At 40.6% G+C, this 17,020-nt stretch carries 16 protein-coding genes; 3 read left to right on the top strand and 13 right to left on the bottom strand.

The genetic code is table 11. The features are described from left to right. The first annotated feature begins 7 nt into the window (after window positions 1-7). From GYK50_RS05565 to GYK50_RS05555, 3 genes are all read left to right on the top strand, one after another. Window positions 8-3,397 (top strand): ATP-binding protein, encoded by a 3,390-nt coding sequence (locus tag GYK50_RS05565; RefSeq protein WP_340050175.1) that lies wholly within the window; start codon window positions 8-10, stop codon window positions 3,395-3,397. Then, window positions 3,390-4,676: a Wadjet anti-phage system protein JetD domain-containing protein gene (locus GYK50_RS05560; protein WP_083328828.1), complete on the top strand. Its 1,287-nt coding sequence runs from the start codon at window positions 3,390-3,392 to the stop codon at window positions 4,674-4,676. The genes GYK50_RS05565 and GYK50_RS05560 overlap by 8 nt, the downstream gene beginning before the upstream one ends. Before the next feature lie 327 nt (window positions 4,677-5,003). Next, window positions 5,004-5,276 carry a helix-turn-helix domain-containing protein gene (locus GYK50_RS05555; RefSeq protein WP_201611666.1) on the top strand — a complete coding sequence of 91 codons (273 nt, stop codon included), beginning with the start codon at window positions 5,004-5,006 and terminating at the stop codon, window positions 5,274-5,276. Between the two features lie 180 nt (window positions 5,277-5,456). Here the strand turns inward: GYK50_RS05555 and GYK50_RS05550 are convergent, their stop codons facing one another. The 13 genes from GYK50_RS05550 to GYK50_RS05500 form a co-directional block, all read right to left on the bottom strand. Beyond that, the gene (locus GYK50_RS05550; protein ID WP_212564409.1) at window positions 5,457-7,151 is read right to left on the bottom strand and encodes a hypothetical protein; all 1,695 of its coding nucleotides are present in this window, start codon (window positions 7,149-7,151) and stop codon (window positions 5,457-5,459) included. Between the two features lie 49 nt (window positions 7,152-7,200). Continuing rightward, window positions 7,201-8,682, bottom strand: coding sequence for a leucine-rich repeat domain-containing protein (locus GYK50_RS05545; RefSeq protein ID WP_212564408.1), 1,482 nt, complete (start codon window positions 8,680-8,682; stop codon window positions 7,201-7,203). 110 nt (window positions 8,683-8,792) lie between these two features. After that, a complete protein-coding gene (locus tag GYK50_RS05540) occupies window positions 8,793-9,233 on the bottom strand; it encodes an ion channel (protein ID WP_025645703.1) in 441 nt (146 codons plus the stop codon). A gap of 106 nt (window positions 9,234-9,339) precedes the next feature. Beyond that, window positions 9,340-9,666 carry a DUF6122 family protein gene (locus GYK50_RS12870; protein ID WP_025645701.1) on the bottom strand — a complete coding sequence of 109 codons (327 nt, stop codon included), beginning with the start codon at window positions 9,664-9,666 and terminating at the stop codon, window positions 9,340-9,342. A 104-nt stretch (window positions 9,667-9,770) separates the two neighbouring features. After that, window positions 9,771-11,063 carry an ATP-grasp domain-containing protein gene (locus GYK50_RS05535; RefSeq protein ID WP_212564407.1) on the bottom strand — a complete coding sequence of 431 codons (1,293 nt, stop codon included), beginning with the start codon at window positions 11,061-11,063 and terminating at the stop codon, window positions 9,771-9,773. A gap of 175 nt (window positions 11,064-11,238) precedes the next feature. After that, on the bottom strand, window positions 11,239-11,955 hold the full coding sequence (gene tatC / locus GYK50_RS05530; RefSeq protein WP_392397126.1) for a twin-arginine translocase subunit TatC: 717 nt from the start codon (window positions 11,953-11,955) through the stop codon (window positions 11,239-11,241). Between the two features lie 113 nt (window positions 11,956-12,068). After that, entirely contained in the window at window positions 12,069-12,455 is a 387-nt protein-coding gene (gene tatB, locus GYK50_RS05525) for a Sec-independent protein translocase protein TatB (RefSeq protein ID WP_192992010.1), read from the bottom strand. Between the two features lie 55 nt (window positions 12,456-12,510). Further along, on the bottom strand, window positions 12,511-12,795 hold the full coding sequence (tatA, locus tag GYK50_RS05520) for a Sec-independent protein translocase subunit TatA (protein ID WP_011959992.1): 285 nt from the start codon (window positions 12,793-12,795) through the stop codon (window positions 12,511-12,513). 80 nt (window positions 12,796-12,875) lie between these two features. Then, window positions 12,876-15,485 (bottom strand): copper-transporting P-type ATPase, encoded by a 2,610-nt coding sequence (locus GYK50_RS05515; RefSeq protein WP_212564406.1) that lies wholly within the window; start codon window positions 15,483-15,485, stop codon window positions 12,876-12,878. A gap of 138 nt (window positions 15,486-15,623) precedes the next feature. Continuing rightward, a complete protein-coding gene (locus tag GYK50_RS05510) occupies window positions 15,624-15,779 on the bottom strand; it encodes a hypothetical protein (RefSeq protein ID WP_156770962.1) in 156 nt (51 codons plus the stop codon). Window positions 15,780-15,877: 98 nt separating this feature from the next. Continuing rightward, complete coding sequence (locus GYK50_RS12865; protein WP_223334650.1) at window positions 15,878-16,156, bottom strand: DUF5676 family membrane protein; 279 nt, start codon at window positions 16,154-16,156, stop codon at window positions 15,878-15,880. Window positions 16,157-16,268: 112 nt separating this feature from the next. Next, complete coding sequence (locus GYK50_RS05505; RefSeq protein ID WP_212564405.1) at window positions 16,269-16,652, bottom strand: methyltransferase family protein; 384 nt, start codon at window positions 16,650-16,652, stop codon at window positions 16,269-16,271. A gap of 117 nt (window positions 16,653-16,769) precedes the next feature. Further along, complete coding sequence (locus tag GYK50_RS05500; RefSeq protein WP_212564404.1) at window positions 16,770-16,922, bottom strand: hypothetical protein; 153 nt, start codon at window positions 16,920-16,922, stop codon at window positions 16,770-16,772. Window positions 16,923-17,020 lie beyond the last annotated feature (98 nt).

Raw genomic sequence — 17,020 nt, 5'->3', positions numbered from 1 at the left:
GAATATAATGCAACAATCATCAAATGACGCGACTCTGAACATCACGCCACTTAGCCAAATACGCTTAGCCAAACTGTCTGTATTTAATTGGGGGTCATTCCATGGGTTACATACGGCAAATATCGACGTGGAAGGAACCCTCATCACAGGAGATAATGGCTCAGGAAAGTCCACCTTAATTGATGGATTAATGGCACTGCTCATGCCTGCTGGTAGAGCGACTTTTAATGTCGCGGCAGCACAAAATGACAAAAGTGACCGCTCACTAATCAGCTACATGCGTGGCAGTTTTGGCTCAGCGCACGATGGTATCAACACTAAGGTAAAAAGTAAGCGCGATAAAGGTGTTATTACAGGACTATCTGCTGAATATATCAGTGACGATGGTCAAAAAATGACTTTATTGGCACTATTTTGGACGACTGTCGCTAGTAACTCGTTAAGTGATGTGAAAAGACTGTATGTCGTCGCTCAAAAACAGTTGCCACTGTCAGAGGTCTTAGATCAGTTTGCTCAAGGCAATGTCCGTAAATTAAAACAATGGTTAAGCATGCAGCCAGAAGTAACTTGCTGTGATGATAATTTTGGCGACTATCAAGAGCTGTACCGACGCATGCTCTATATGGACAACCCAAATGCGCCGGCCCTTCTCTCGCGAGCGCTGGGTCTAAAAAAGATTGATGACTTAACTGAGCTGATTCGTACGCTGGTACTTGAGCCAAGTGGCGTTCGTGATGACGCCAAAGAGATTGTGAAAGAATTCGGTGACTTGGTTGCCATTCATACTCGCCTGCAAGATGCCAAAGAGCAAGTTACCCACCTTGAACGCTTACCAAAGCTTGCTGATGATATCGTAAAAACACAATTAGTTATTAATGACACTTCTAAGCAAAAACAAGCGCTGCCGATCTATTTTGCTCAGTGCTACGCCAAACTATATCAGCAAAAGCAACAGCAGTTGTCACAACAGCTAGAGCAATTAGAGCGCGATCTTGCGCAAATCGAACAACAAGAGCGTGATGCTACTGAAACAGTAAACCGCTGCCGTGATGAATATATGAACCTCGGCGGCAATCGCATTGATAGCCTAAAAAAAGACATCCAAGCTACTAAAGATACCCTTAACCGCACCAATGCGAACGCCTCTCGTTACCAAATACTATGCCGTAACCTAAGTATTAAAACCACTTTAGATGAGCAGACTTTTCACAGCAATATTACTCAAGCCAATAATATTCAAGAGCATCTCGCTGAGCAAGAAGCAGACCGTGAACGTGAATTTGGTGACTGCGCCATTGCTTTAAATGAAACTGAGGAACACCATCGAGAGCTATCAAATGAGATTGAAGCACTTAAAAGCCAACCTAACTCAAATATTCCACCGAAGTTTAACCAACTAAAAGACGCAATTTCCCGTAGTTTAGGCATTGATCCTAATACACTCATGTATATCGGTGAATTGGTCGATATAGAAGAAGATGAACAAGATTGGCAAGGCGCTATCGAGCGAGCACTTGGAGGATTAAAAACCACATTACTTGTACCAAAAGAGTATTACTCGCTTGTTACTAAATGGCTTAATAGCCAGCACACAGGATTACATGTCCGTGTACAAGTAGTATTGGATAATCAACAAGCTAAGAGCCATACTGCATTTAAAGCTGACGGTTTTTTATGTAAGCTAAAATGGCGTACTCACTCTTATCGTGACTGGCTCAAAACATTTTTATCTCGTTATGATTTGCTGTGTGTGGCTAACACCGAACAGCTCGACCGCACTGCTTTTTCAATGACTCGGCAAGGATTAATTCATAAAGAAAAAGGCCGCTTTGATAAAAAAGACTTGCAGAGTATTAATGATAGGCGTCATTGGCAACTGGGCTTTAGCAACAAAAACAAGCTCGCATTGCTGCAAGTAGAAATAGAGCAGCTCAAAACAAAGCTGCAAGAAGATAGTAAACACTGGAAAGATGCACGCGCAGCCATGCGTAGTGTCAGTGAACAAATATCCTCATGGAAGAAGTTAGAGGAATTTGAATGGTCACAAATCAATGTACCGTATTGGCAACAAAGACTGGAGCATGAGGAACATGAGCTAAGCGCTATTGAAAACGCCCAAGGCGATTTAAAACAAGCTAAAGTACGCTTTGATAATGCTGAAGAAGCTTTATCTAAAGTCGCTCAAGATAAAAAAGAGAAGGTGCGTCAAAACGGTGCAAAAGAGCAAGAGTTATCATCTGTGCAAAAGGAGCTTGATAGATCTAAGAGATTAGCTGAAGTAGAGTTAGATGAGCAGGTAAAACAGCAGCTAAAGGCGTTGGTTGGTAATATCGAGCTTGACAATTCTAGCTATCAAACGCAAATAACCAAACAGCTTGAAGAAAAAATAAACGAAAACCAAAGTAGGCTCAACAAATATACTCATACAGCTATCGGCATTATGAGTAGCTATAAATCAAAACCACAATGGCAGGCTTATACGGTTGAATGGGAAACAGGGCTGAATGGTATGGATGACTATATCGCCCATTTGAACCAATTAAGCAATGAGGGATTACCTGAGTTACTGGATGAATTTAAAAAACGCTTAAACAAACATGCCACTCAATCGCTGGCACGTCTAAGTAATCACTTATCTATGGTGCATGACGATATTCGTCGGCGTATTGGACATATCAATGAGGTATTAAAGAAAACTGAGTTTAGGCAAGACTCTCATCTTAAGCTCAGTTTAAAACGTGAAAACTTCTTGCATGTACAAACCTTTAACCAAAAACTCAATCAGGCCCTCTCTGCGGTGAACGACGATAACCATACAAGAAGGTTTTACCTACTTAAAGAGGTCATCGACATATTGGATAAAGCTACTAGCTCCACTTCGAGTACTACCCTTGAAAGTTTACGTTTATTAGACCCTCGCTATCAGCTGGCATTTTTTGCTGAAGAAATTGATAACGATACACAAGAGGTCTTGGACGTGCTCAGCTCATCAAGTGGCAAATCGGGCGGCGAAAAAGAATCTTTTGCGGGTATGATTGTTGCAGCAAGCCTCGCTTATGTGTTAACGCCCGATGGCTGTGATATGCCAATATATAGTACTGTGTTTCTGGACGAAGCTTTTTCAAATACTGCCGAACAAGTTAGTCGCCGCGTACTAAAAGTATTCAAAAAGCTAAACATTCATGTCAACTTAATCACCCCATTTAAGAACCTAAATTTGGCACGTGAATCTGCCAGAAGCTTACTGATTGCTGAGCGTAACCAAGAACATCATGAAAGCCGATTATGCGAAGTTACTTGGAAAGAAGTGGATAACATCCTGGCAAAGAATAAGCTTGAACAGTTCTCCCAAGACAACCAAGAAATTGCAGAATTAGGTATTGAGCTTCATGACTAAAGAGATGATAACTACAGAAACACCAAATTGGGGTTTGATGCCTGCAGCCGTCATCACACAACTAAAAAAGCGAGAGTGGGACAATCTACCACGCCTTAAAGCCCGTTTAAAAAATGAAAGAGCCTTCCCTATTGTCATAAGCCTAAAGCCTCCCAAAACAGGTAATGAATTACTCAACCATACACTGCATTTCCACGAATTTGTGCAAGCGTGGCGTAATTTTGCTTTCGCTGATATGGTGCAATGGCAGCATAATAGCTTTCGACATTTTTCTGAACAGACCCTTCCTATCACTTTAACTATTCCTAATATTCAAGCACTGTCTGAAATATTAGGCGCATCGGCACGCCAGCAGCTTAAAGACTGGCAAAAAAAACTAAGCTACCTTCATACCGAAATCGCTAAAGGCATGACAATGTCATCTGCTAACAGTACAAATAAGATTGCAGATAGCTGGCATGAGAATTTATTTTTTGCTCTCATTGATATGTTAGAAGTTGTTGATAACTTGAGTGCTGATGATCTAAAGTTACTGGTCGCGCTTATACCGCAATTAAAAAAAGGAATGGGTGCCGGGCTATACTTGCGCGCTTTGCCAGTATGTTACGTTGATACCAAGTTTATAGAAACCTATCACAAGCTTATCGAGACCTTATTGGAAGCTTTTTATCCTGGGCAAATCAAAGAACAAGGCTTAGCTTATTGGCTCGGATGCTTGGATAAGCCTAAAGGCTGGTTAATGGTACGACCTTTGTGCCCTGATACAAGATATGCTTTATCTGGCTTGCCTATTTTAAGATTACCGATACATGTTCTACATAGCCAAGCGCTGCCTGCTAAACATATTTTAGTCGTAGAAAATGAGCAATCTTGCTTAGCACTCCCAGAAACAGAAAACACGATTGCAGTTGCAGGGGGTGGTAAAAATATTAATTGGATGAATGCTGGCTGGTTACAGAAAAAGACAGTAGCGTACTGGGGCGATATTGACTCTGAAGGTTTAATGATATTAAGCCGCGCCAGAGAATACTGTCCAAAGTTGACCGCTATCATGATGGACGACCAAACGATAAAACAGTTTATCAATCGTATGGTAGATGAGCCGGACTCTATAAATCATGAGCCAACACACTTAACTCATGACGAGTTAACATTATTTACAGAATTGCGCCGAGGAATATATGGCTTTAAGAGATTAGAACAAGAAAGACTTCCAAGCGAATATATTAAACAAGCATTGGAAAAGTGGCTCGATAAGCCTACTCCATATTCTTCATAATTGCTATTTAGCTTAAAAGATCAATTATTTGAGATTTCGCTACGATTGATAATATCTTTGCTAATTTATTTCCTTATCGTAGTTATGTCTCAAAATACTTAGCCTCTAAAACTACTGAAGTTACTCATACTGATCTACTCTCCCCGTAGCAATTTTTTATTTTTAGAAATTGTAACTGATATGTAAGTTTAAAAGTAAACATAAGCAAAAATTAGAGTTTTTGCTTATATCCACACTTTATAGTAGTTTTTTTTCATTGCTATTTATATTTATTTAATTCTAATCATTGTATTGTTGAATAACATTAACAAAGATGAAGATTTAACTATGTATATTAAGAAAAAGAAATGGGCTGATTACACACATGATGAGCTCACATTAATGAAAGAAACTGTAGCGAATGCATCTGCTGACACTCCATTTTCGCCTGAGTACGCAGCGGCCTATCTAAACAAATCCGTGAACACTCTGCAGTATATGCGCTGTCATAAGTCTGATGCAATAACGTACAGTAAAACTGGTGGCCACATTGTATATCGGCGTAAGAATTTGGATGCTTATCTGGATAAATGTGAGAAAAAATGTACATCTAATTTTTGATTAGTGACAATAGTTACTCTTTAGCTCTTTCATGAATAAACTCATATTTCATAAACTTATTTTAAGGTTAGAAATAGGCATATAAAAAAGCTACTTACATTTAAGTAGCTTTTTTATTTCAAGTCAGAGAGCCACACTAACTACAGTAACGTTTAATTAATTGTAAATAACTTATAAAAATCAAGTTGTAAAGAAAAAATCCTCACCGACCAACTCACCATCCTCTAGGTAATATACACCCGAAATATTTAACCTTTTTTCAGTTGATTTGGTACCTCCGTACATCGCAATCTTCTCTGAAAGTATTGTCCAGATCACTCTACATCCAGTGCTTTTTTGCAGCTCTTCTAATGCGTCCTTTTTCACCATTAGGTTGTTACCAGATTCATTACCATAAAAAGAAGCGTCGAACATCACTAATTCATCATGCTTATCAACCCATGAACCAGAGAACTTATCATTTTTTAGACTCAAAGTTTCGAATAATAATCTAGCAGGTGCACTGATGTTATAGCCTAAATCACGATTTTTTATCCCTTCTGAAATATGACTTTCTGAACAAACGTAAACTTCACCTAAACTATCTTCATCTGAACCAACTCGGCGTTCATATATGTTTTGCCACCCAGAATTACCATAATATTCATTATCATAGATTTCAAGTAAAGGTGACCAGTAATACTCTAAGTTGAATATATCGTTATACCTCTCTACAGACTCAGGCATCCATCGACCCATAAAGTTTTTATTCTGTATATTTGATACGACCAGATCAAAGTCTTCATTTTTTACCAAATATGCGTTGATCATATACCATACACGTTGATATGAGCCAGAATGGTCACCATCACCTAACTTCTTATTAGGCTCAAATTCAATATGCCTATCTAGGGATAACCAGTCTTCGTTCTGAAAATGGTTTAAGATGACTTCTTTTGAATCAATTAAATCATTTTTTGAAACTACCCAATTTTCAAAATCATCACTCCACCCATTGTAATTAGGGGGAGTTATAAGACGGATGTTAGTTGAATCAGGAGGTATGAATGTAGGGTCAATATCTCTAAAAGAAGGCTCTACAGAACCGTTATACCATAGATATTTCTTATCATCTTTCCAACGTGTTGATGGGTCTGTCATTTCAAAGTTATCCGCTACTCTAGCTACCACTTCATACATTGCCATCCACTGATATTTTTTGCCAATTCGTTCAACTCTATTTTCACCACGACCTGTATAGGGAGTGTTTCTATCAAATTCACCATGTTTTTCTGCATCATAACCAAATTTATTAAAAATTATTTCTACAGCATAATTGCTAAGCTTATCAATATTTATATTACTCCAGTTACTAAAATTAGACTGAAAAACGTAACGCCCAAAATCACCGTACCAACCTGTACCTCTACCATACTCTGTCGTCATTGAGTCTATAATTTTATCTTGAGCAAAACGATGTTTAGGAATGGTTTTATCTTCATAATCATTCGCGTACTCATTGTCAATGTCTTCATTACTAGGAATAGTTTTAGGAAACACACTTTTATATGATGGTCTAGCTAACTTCAGCTCACTTTCGCTAAAACCTACTAAATTATGACTATTAGCATATTCAATGATATTTCGAGCAAAGTCTCTTACAAGAACATTAGGATACACCTCTTCTTTAGCGAAAATATTGCTAAGGATAAAACTGGATATCTCATTTATTGATTCATGGCTCTGTGACGATAATATTGCACCATACACTGAAGCTAAAACACGCTCAAACACATAAGGATCATCTACTTCTTGAAAGGTTGATAGCAATTGAACCGCAACATGAATATGGTTTTGTAGAAGGCGAGTCAATGCTATTGTGGCATTGTCTCGCAACTTAATGTTTGAAGTTTGCTAAGAGTATGATGTGAATATCGCACAACCGCTAAGAGTATGATTGTTTATCCCAACCGTAGACTGTATCAATAGAACGTAAATAACATTTCACCCTCGGAGAAAGCCTATCAAGAGGATTACCAGTAAGATTGATACATCTCAAACTATTCAGCTGTGTAAAACTATCTGGCAGGTTTCTAAGATTACAATAAACAAGCTCAAGCTTAACAAGATTATTAAGCTCACCAATACTATTAGGTAGCTTGCCCAATTTACAATAACTGATAAAAAACTCAGTCAGACTCTTAAGTTGCCCTATGATTTCAGGCAGCTCTTTGAGGCTACAATGGTTAATATAAAGCTTCTCTAGATTAGTAAGTTGACCTACGCTATCAGGTAGCTTGTCAAACTTGCCATGACTAATAAAAAGCTCAGTTAAGCTAATAAGCTGCCCTATGCTATCAGGTAGGACTTCAAGCTTAGAGTGATTAAAATTGAGCTTAGTTAAGTTAACGAGCTGTCCGATGCTATCAGGCAATACTTTAAGTTTACAGTTGATAATATTAAGCTCAGCAAGGTTAATGAGGTGTCCAAAGCTATCGGGTAGCTCCGTTAGTTCAAGGTGAAGCAGGTCAAGGTGAGTTAAGCTCAAAAGCTGGCCTATGCTATCAGGTAGCTCTTCAAGCTCACAATGAGTAATAAAAAGCTCTGTAAGACTGCTCAGTTGTCCAACGCTGGCGGGCAACTCTTTAATACGACAACGATTAATATAAAGCTTGTTGAGGTTGGTAAGCTGTCCAATACTACTAGGTAGGTCTTTGAGATCACAGTTAATAAGATCAAGGTCATTTAAATTTTTGAGTTGCTCTATGCTGTCAGGCAAGTGCTTGAGCGGGCAATAACTAATAAAAAGCTTAGCGAGGTTAATAAGCTGCCCTATGCTGTCAGGCAGTTCTTCAATCTCACAGTGAACTATATCAAGTACCGTAAGCTTAGTAAGCTGTCCAATGCTGTCAGGTAAACATTGAATCTGACAGCGACCAATGAACATCTTAGTAAGGTTATGAAGTTGTCCAATACTATCAGGTAGCGCTTCGAGTTCACTTTGATCAATAAAGAGTTCAGTAAGATAACTCAGTTGCCCGATGCTCTCAGGTAATGCGACAAGTTTAGAGTGACTAATAGACAGTTTGGTTAGGTTAGTGAGCTTACCGATATTGGGCGGTAGCTGGCTTGAAGATATGCCACTGATAGTTATTTCTACTAGATTTGTAAGCTTGGTGAGCTCATCGGGTAGATAGGCTATTCTATAGACGTCTCTTGAGTGCTGCTCATCGAGTTCAGGCTCTACGATCTCTAGCTTTTTTAGGGCTAGCAATGACTCTTTGTCACGAGGAATTTCAGAGTCCTTAAGCTCAAACTCATCTGCCCACGCCCATATTTTCTTAATCCAGTTGTCATCAGTATTTAACGTTTTATTAGCAATAGCAGACTGATGAATGTCTTGTTGGTCTTTATTGTTTGGATTCATAGCTTTATTCCTTATAACGATTTGAACTATTTTTTCTGTGTCAGAATAATATCGGTGTCCTGACGTGAGTTATGGATCTCAGCGCGACCTATAGTTGAGAGAGCTTGTAGCTAACTTGAGAGGGGTTTTTTACCACTCATGACCTGAAGAACAAAGCTTCCAGAGGCTGTGATCAGTAGGAAACCGTGAAAGGCTTCCATCGCGGCCATAAATCGTAGATGTCCAGTAGGCATGAGATCGCCTCGCCCAAGCGTTGTGAAGTTAACTAGCGAGAAGTAAAAGTAGTCCATAAAATTAAGGGAGCTACTATCGCTAGATGAGGACGATACGAGGTTACCGATTTCAAAGCCGTAAACAGCAATCCAAAAGCCAGCAGCGTAAAGCAAGGCCTCGAACGTGTGAGCAATTACAATTGAGCCGACTGCGACCCCAAGGCAGTGTCCCGGATGGCGCGACGGCGTCACAAACTGTGACGAGAATTTTAATACGCCATAATGTATTGCTGTGCAGACAGCGATTAGAATCGCTGCCATTATAATTGCCAGAATCATTTTTTATCCTTTTTGAGGAAGGAACGACATTAAAGGAAGATTACCCTATTTATTTTAACTAATCCTGTATAATTTTTTCACTATAGCTAACGACTACGCATAAGCACTAGAGTCTATTCAGATAGGTCATTACGCAGTCATTTGAATCAGTCAGCATATGTAGTAACAATCCTAGACCAATTATTCTATAGGGCTTTGGTAGAAATAGCATAGCCGCATAAACTGCCATTGCATAGTAAGTATGTAATGGATGAAAATTAATACTACAGCGATCAGGTAAGAAAACAGGTGTTGCTAGCAAGTGATCTAAATCTACCAGCATGGTTGCTAAAAGAATCAAATATACTCGTTTGTAATCATCACGAAAAAAAGTATAGGCAATAATCAACGGCATGCCAAAATGCAGGAAGTAGTGGATAACGGTTTGGATCATCATCTTTCCAATTCAGCATGATGTTTTATTGATAAGTTGGTATGCAGAATAATTAAACTAGTAAACGTTACTTAAGAAGCCAAAGCTACATGTTCATGCTATGTTCAGACTTGAAAAACAGGCGCAAAGCCACCCCCTGGTGTGCGAAAGTTAGTCGCTTGGCCTTGATAGATACGCCCAGCAGTTAGTAGCAGCTGTCCTGCATAGGTATAAAGACGTATATCTACCTTTCTAGTCGTCACCACATCATCAATCTTTATTGATCGCTCTGTAGCAGGGATAAAGGTCTGCGCAATATAGCTTTCATCTAAAATAGTCTCGAATACGCGGCGGGTAATCTTGCTGCCACGGTAAACGCCCTTACTACCATAACCAGCTACTGGCTTAAAAAACAATTGTCTCCGAGTACGCCATAATTCTGCTGCATCCTCTTTTGTAACCATTCTGGTAGTTGGTACTGACTTTTTTAGATATTCTGCATCATCATCACCTAGTCCCCACGACTGCAAAGTTTGCGTATCGGATAGTAAAGTCAGGTTGCGCTTATTAGCGAATATAGCATGGGCATGCGGATTGGGGGTTACTACTACCGCACCCTCTAAATAGGCACTTTTAAGCACGGCGTGGTTGGGGTTTTCAAAGGCGAAATCGACTAACCGATTATAGATCATATCAATGGGCTTGCTATGAGCTGTCAGTACACCATCAGCATAGTTAAGCTCAGACGGATCGAGTATAACGGTATCAATGCCTTTAGCTTGAAGTAGTTGGCAGGCCAGCTGAAACTCCAAATACATGAACTGGCTTTTGGGCTCATTATCCACAATAGCAATGCGATTGGGCATGCTAGTTGCCGATTGTCGCTGCCATTCTTGTATGAACATATTAGCGACCGCTTCTTCAAACCCATCAAGCATTTTAGTAGTAGCAACACTTTGCTCTGAGGGGCGACAGCAGTGTTTTTGTGCGCGGGCAAGTGCTACGTTTAAAAATGCGCCTCCAGCATTGGTATTGATCTCAATAAGCTTGGGGTCATCGCTCCCTAAGTGAAAGTCATAACCCATGAGGGCCCCTATTGGGCCTGGGTCGAAAGCAGCGATATTGGGTGCCCACGACAGTACTTGCTGTTGATATGACGGTAGTCTAGCAGTCGACTCAATAGCTGCGATGATTCGCACCATTGCTTCTATCTCTGTTTTGGGAACGAACACTGGTGTTGCTGAAAAAAGCTTATTAAGCTCGTTCGCTCCTATTGGATTATCTCTTGTGTTTACTAATTGATCTTGCAGGCTGTTATTAAGCGCTTTACGATCTAAAGTACGGCAATAGCACTCTTGATTAAGCTGATTTGCCAGATTATCATTCGTTTTGTTTTTATTATTAATTAGGGATTCCATTTAAATCTCATTACTAAGTTGAATGTACTGATAGGGTTTAGGGGACAGCCAAAATAAAAAAAGTGTCTTAAATGTTTAAGATAAGGTTGTTTTTATAGTTACTTTACGAAATAGTCATTTTGCAAGATACTTAATTTGCAATATATCTAGTTTATAAATTAGCTACTTTGCAAGGTTATACGGTTTTACGCTCTTCTTTAATGAGTACTTTCGCTAAAAACAAACCTAACTCGAACAGTAGCCACATTGGAATCGCGAGCAATAGCATTGACACCCCATCGGGCGGTGTGACTACCGCTGACACAGCAAAACAACCGACGATGATATATCGGCGCTTACTCTCTAGACTCTGAGTGGATATGATACCGACCATTATCAATAATAAAGTAACCACTGGAATCTCAAAAGTGAGTCCAAATACCATAAATAACTTTAGCGCAAAGCTTAAATAACTGTCGATATCGGTCATAGGTATAACGTTTTGCGGAGCGAATAAAATAAAGAACTTCAATACGCCTTTGAGTACCACAAAGTAGGCAAAAGCGACACCAGAATAAAATAGGAATATCGAAGATATCAGCACTGGAATAGTGATTTTTTTCTCTTTTTTATATAATCCAGGCGCTATAAATGACCAAATTTGATACAGAATATACGGCATCACTACAAAGGCAGCAACGAAAATCGTCAAGCGAATAGGTGCCATAAAGTTCGAGGTAATATCAGTAGCAATCATAGTCGAATTCGCAGGCAGCTGCGCAACCAGAGGGTCTGATAAAAGATTGTAGAGCTCACGCGAAAACCCTACCAATGCTAAGAAGACGATCAAAACGGCTACGCATATTTTGATGAGATGCTTGCGTAATTCAATCAAATGCTCAGTAATAGGCATGTCGCTAAGCACATTCAGCACATTATCAGTCTCAACATTATGGGTAGCATCTGACGCCTTAGCATCTGTATTTGCTAACTTTCTTTGGCGACTTTTTTGGCGCTTAAATAAGCTCATTTATCCCCCTTCTCTATAGCTGAAGAAGAGGAAGTATCTGGCTGATGATTTTGCTGCTGAGGAGTGTTTGACTGATAGGAAGTATCTAAGCTTTGGTTTTGCGAGTTTTCAAACTTATCCATACTACCGCGCATCTCGGCTAACTCACGCCGCATGTCTGTCTCAGTCTGACGAATCTTTGCCAGCTCATCTTGCATCTGTTTTCGTGTCTCAGCCAAATCAAGCTCAGACTCTATATCAGACTGTAAGGTTGAAATCGTGCGACGCAATTTGGCATACCATTGCCCAGCGGTACGTGCGGCTTGCGGCAGTTTTTCTGGGCCCAATACGATTAAAGCAATGACGCCAAACAAGAGTAATTCGGAAAACCCAATATCAAACATAACAGTCACATATATTAATAGACTACTTAGTGCCGCTATTTATAAGCGGCGCGCTTCATACTTTAGGCTGGTCATCAGTGGAAATAGGGCTGATTTCCATATCATCAGCCTGATTACCTACACGCGTATTTAAATCATTACTTGCAGCTGGCGTACTATTTTCATGGCTAAGCACATGATTTTTGCGAGCATTCTCAGGTTCTTCATCTTTGACCGCTTCTTTAAAACCCTTCACCGCACCGCCTAAATCTTTACCTGCATTTTTAAGCTTGGCAGTACCAAATACGACCACCACTACGACCAATAAAATCAGCCAATGTGTAATAGAAAAGCTGCCCATAACGGTATCCTTATATTTTGTGATCTTGTTTAGACCAGTATGTGTCAGTGTGCTTTAGAACACTTTTTACCGTACCAGAATTATAGTTTCAAACGGCGCAATCGCAGCGCGTTAGCAATCACCGAGAATGACGACAAGCTCATCGCTGCCGCTGCTATCATCGGACTGAGCAGAAGCCCAAATATGGGATAGAGCACACCTGCGGCAATAGGAACACCAAGTGCATTGTAGATAAAGGCAAAAAACAGATTCTGTCTGATATTGCGCATGGTGGCGCGGCTAAGCTTATAAGCTTTGGCAATGCCCATTAAATCACCTTTTAGCAGGGTAATGCCCGCACTCTCCATCGCCACATCGGTACCGGTTCCCATAGCGATACCAACATTAGCTTGCGCTAGCGCTGGTGCGTCGTTGATACCATCACCCGCCATAGCGACCAATTTACCGCTGTCTTGCATTTCTTTGACGATACGGTTTTTATCCTCTGGTGAGACATCCGCATGAACTTCATCAATACCTAGTTTATTGGCGACTGCCTGCGCGGTTTTTTCGTTGTCACCGGTTAGCATCACAACTTTTAAACCTGCGTCATGAAGCAGTGAAATAGCCTCTTTAGTGCTTGGTTTAATAGGGTCAGCAACTGAAATAATACCAGCAGCTTTACCGTCTATAGCCACAAACATTACCGTTTCACCGTCTTTTCTACGGACATCAGCTTTAGTGGACAGCTCATTATCAAAACTATTTAGGCTTTCCATAAGCTTAGAGTTACCAATAGCGACTTTCTTACCATCGACCACGGCTTGTACGCCTTCGCCAGTAGTCGAATTAAAGTCAGTAGCTTTAGGAATAATGAGTGATCTTTCTTGAGCTGCTCTAACGATAGCTTCTGCTAAAGGATGCTCGCTAGCGCTTTCTACTGAGGCTACCAATGCGAGGAACTCGTCTTCATCTTGACCTACCTGCGCATCAATTGCGGTAAGCTCGGGCTTACCAGCGGTCAGTGTTCCGGTCTTGTCGACGACAATGGTATCGACTTTTTCCATACTCTCTAACGCTTCAGCATTTTTGATGAGGACGCCGTTTTGCGCGCCTTTGCCGGTACCAACCATAATGGACATCGGCGTCGCTAGACCAAGGGCGCAAGGACAAGCAATAATCAGTACCGCAATCGCGTTAACCAAAGCATAGGCCATAGCGGGCTCAGGGCCGAATATCGCCCAGACAATAAAGGTTATGATAGAGCTGACAATAACAATAGGTACGAACCAACCCGCCACTTGATCTACCAAGCGCTGGATAGGCGCGCGGCTACGCTGGGCATCGCTTACCATTTGTACAATTTTAGATAATACTGAATCTGCTCCAACATTGACCGCTTCGACTAATAGCGTTCCGGTGCCATTTACCGTACCACCAGTCACTGTATCTCCTGCTACTTTTGATACAGGGATTGGCTCACCCGTCACCATTGATTCATCAACACTACTATTACCATCGATCACTGTACCATCTACGGGTAGTTTCTCACCTGGTTTAACCCGTAGCTTATCGCCAGTGACGACCTCATCAAGCGAGACTTCGACTTCTTCACCGTTTTCATCGACACGTCTTGCGGTTGGTGGTGCGAGCTCAAGCAAAGCTCTAATCGCACCTGAAGTTTGACTTCTAGCTTTGAGCTCTAATACTTGACCCAGTAGCACCAAGGTTACAATGACAGCTGCTGCTTCATAGTAGACTCCGACTTGACCAGAGGCATCTCTGAAACTGTCTGGGAAAATATCGGGAAAAAAGGTCGCGACAATACTAAAAATATAAGCAGCGCCTACGCCTATCGCAATCAAAGTAAACATATTTAGATTGCGGCTTTTTATAGACTGCCAGCCACGAACGAAAAACGGGGCGGCGCCCCAAAGCACTACAGGGGTCGCGAGCACTAACTCAGCCCATTGTAAAACCTGTGAAGGTATACCATACTGACTAAAGTCAACTCCAAACATACCGCTCATCACATATATTAATAGCGGTACAGTCAACACGGTACATATCCAAAAACGACGAGTCATGTCGTCAAGCTCTGAGGTGTCCTCTTCACCGATAGTAAGCGTTTCGGGCTCAAGCGCCATACCACATATCGGACAACCGCTATTTCTAACGTCTCTCACTTCAGGATGCATAGGACAGGTATATACCGTGCCATCGTAATCAGCAGGTACTTTATCGTATTTACCGCCTTTAACAGATTTTACTCCGCTACTATCAGTATCCTTTCCATGACAGCTAGCGTGACTATCATCTTTAGCAACTTCGTCTTCAGGTTTAAGAAACATGCCACATATTGGGCAGTCACTTTTTTCAACATCTCTTACTTCTGGATGCATAGGACAAATATAGACCGTACCGCTATAATTTTCCGGTATCTTGTCGTACTTATCGTCTTCGACAGACTTTAACTCAGTACTATTATTAGCATCCGCTTTATGACAATGCGCATGACTATCTTCATGGTTGTTGGATTCAGCAACCTCGTCTTCAGGTTTAAGAAACATGCCGCATATCGGACAATCGCTCTTTTCAGTATCTCTAACCTCAGGATGCATCGGGCAGATATAAACCGTACCACTATAATTTTCTGGTACTTTATCGTACTGACCACCTTTGATAGATTTTTCATCGGCAATATGTTTCATAAAACCACTCCTTGAAGACAATAAATATTTATAATAAGTACAACTCTTAAAGCACTATCATCAATCCTCGATTGCTATTCATCTAATCATTAATCTAAAAACCTCTAAAAAATAATTTCTATACTTTTCAATTGGAATTTAGTTTTTATCACGCAAATACTTGAGCAGTGCCATGATTGTTAGTACTAGTACTGCGAAAAATAGTAGGGTGAATAACAAACAGATAAGCATCATAACCCAGCCCATGCCATACATCATTGAGCCGTTCATCATGCCATGCATTGACCCATTCATTATGATTTCTCCTCAGTCTAAACTGTGATCACTCCAACTCTTCAATTAATTTTTACTCGAACCGAAGAGGTTTACTGACTGTTAATATATCAATATCTTTAGCGCACTTTGGCGAACCAACGGTATAATGGCACGAATAAGATTGCGAAATACCAACCGTAAAGATACGATTCGACAAACCCAATTAGAAAACCTGTCCACGTCAACCACTCAAAGCCAGGTAGTAGAGGTGCCCAAGCTTCGTGCATCGCTATCTGTTCGGGTGCAAGTAAGCCAAAGCCTATGCATAACAGGTAACTAATGAGTAGAAACAACGATACACTGTTGCCAACAGGGGCAATCCTTAAAGTACTTGTTGTTAAGTTTGATTTGACCATCTTAGTAATCCTCACTATTGTATGATGTGGTTCAAGCTCAAGATAACCAATCGTATCTAACCATGCTAACTCTAAGGATTTGTATGAATTAAAGCTTTATCCTGTATTGATATTACTTTTTAACTCGTGCGGCGGCGGCAAGTTGACGCCATTGACCCCATTGAGGAATAAACATTGGCACTTGCTGTTTGTAAGTAAGGTAGTCTTTACCAAACTCTTCAAACATATGCCGTTCCTCACGTCGAGCTAACCATGTGTATACAAGCACAATCACTGGAAACAGACCGATTGAAAACAGAGTTGGCCAATGCACCACACCCTCACCGAACAGTGCAATAAACAACCCGGTGTACTGAGGATGACGTACGTAGGCATAGAGTCCATCAGTTACTAAACGATTTTCCCCTCGTGCTTTGTGGACTTGGCGCCAACCTTGAGCAAAAAGACCGACTCCTAAAAATGCAATAGCATAGCCGAGTAGCATTGAGATCATCATGCCTGTCTCACCTAAACCAACAAGGGTCGACCATAAGCTAGCGCTGACATATTGGCTGTCCAAACCAAAAAACCGTACTAATAAATATATAGTGAGCGGAAAGCCATACATTTCTGCTTAAAGTGCAATAATGAAAGCCTGAACTACACCAGCACCCGCCCATTCACGCCAGTTCTTTGGTGCGAAATAACGGTAAAAGAACCAAGAAATCAGAACAATAACAATTAGTGCGAGACCCCAAGTTCCAGCGTGATTAAATGACTCATTCATAGCTTACTTTCCCTGTTGTCTTTATGAATATCGTATTGCATGAAATCAATTCTTGAAGATAGTAAGCAGACGCTTAAATCTATGCAATTTTTAACCAA

It is taken from the genome of Psychrobacter pacificensis, from assembly GCF_018336615.1.
Lineage (GTDB): Bacteria > Pseudomonadota > Gammaproteobacteria > Pseudomonadales > Moraxellaceae > Psychrobacter > Psychrobacter pacificensis.
This window is presented reverse-complemented; position numbering and strand designations above follow the sequence as displayed.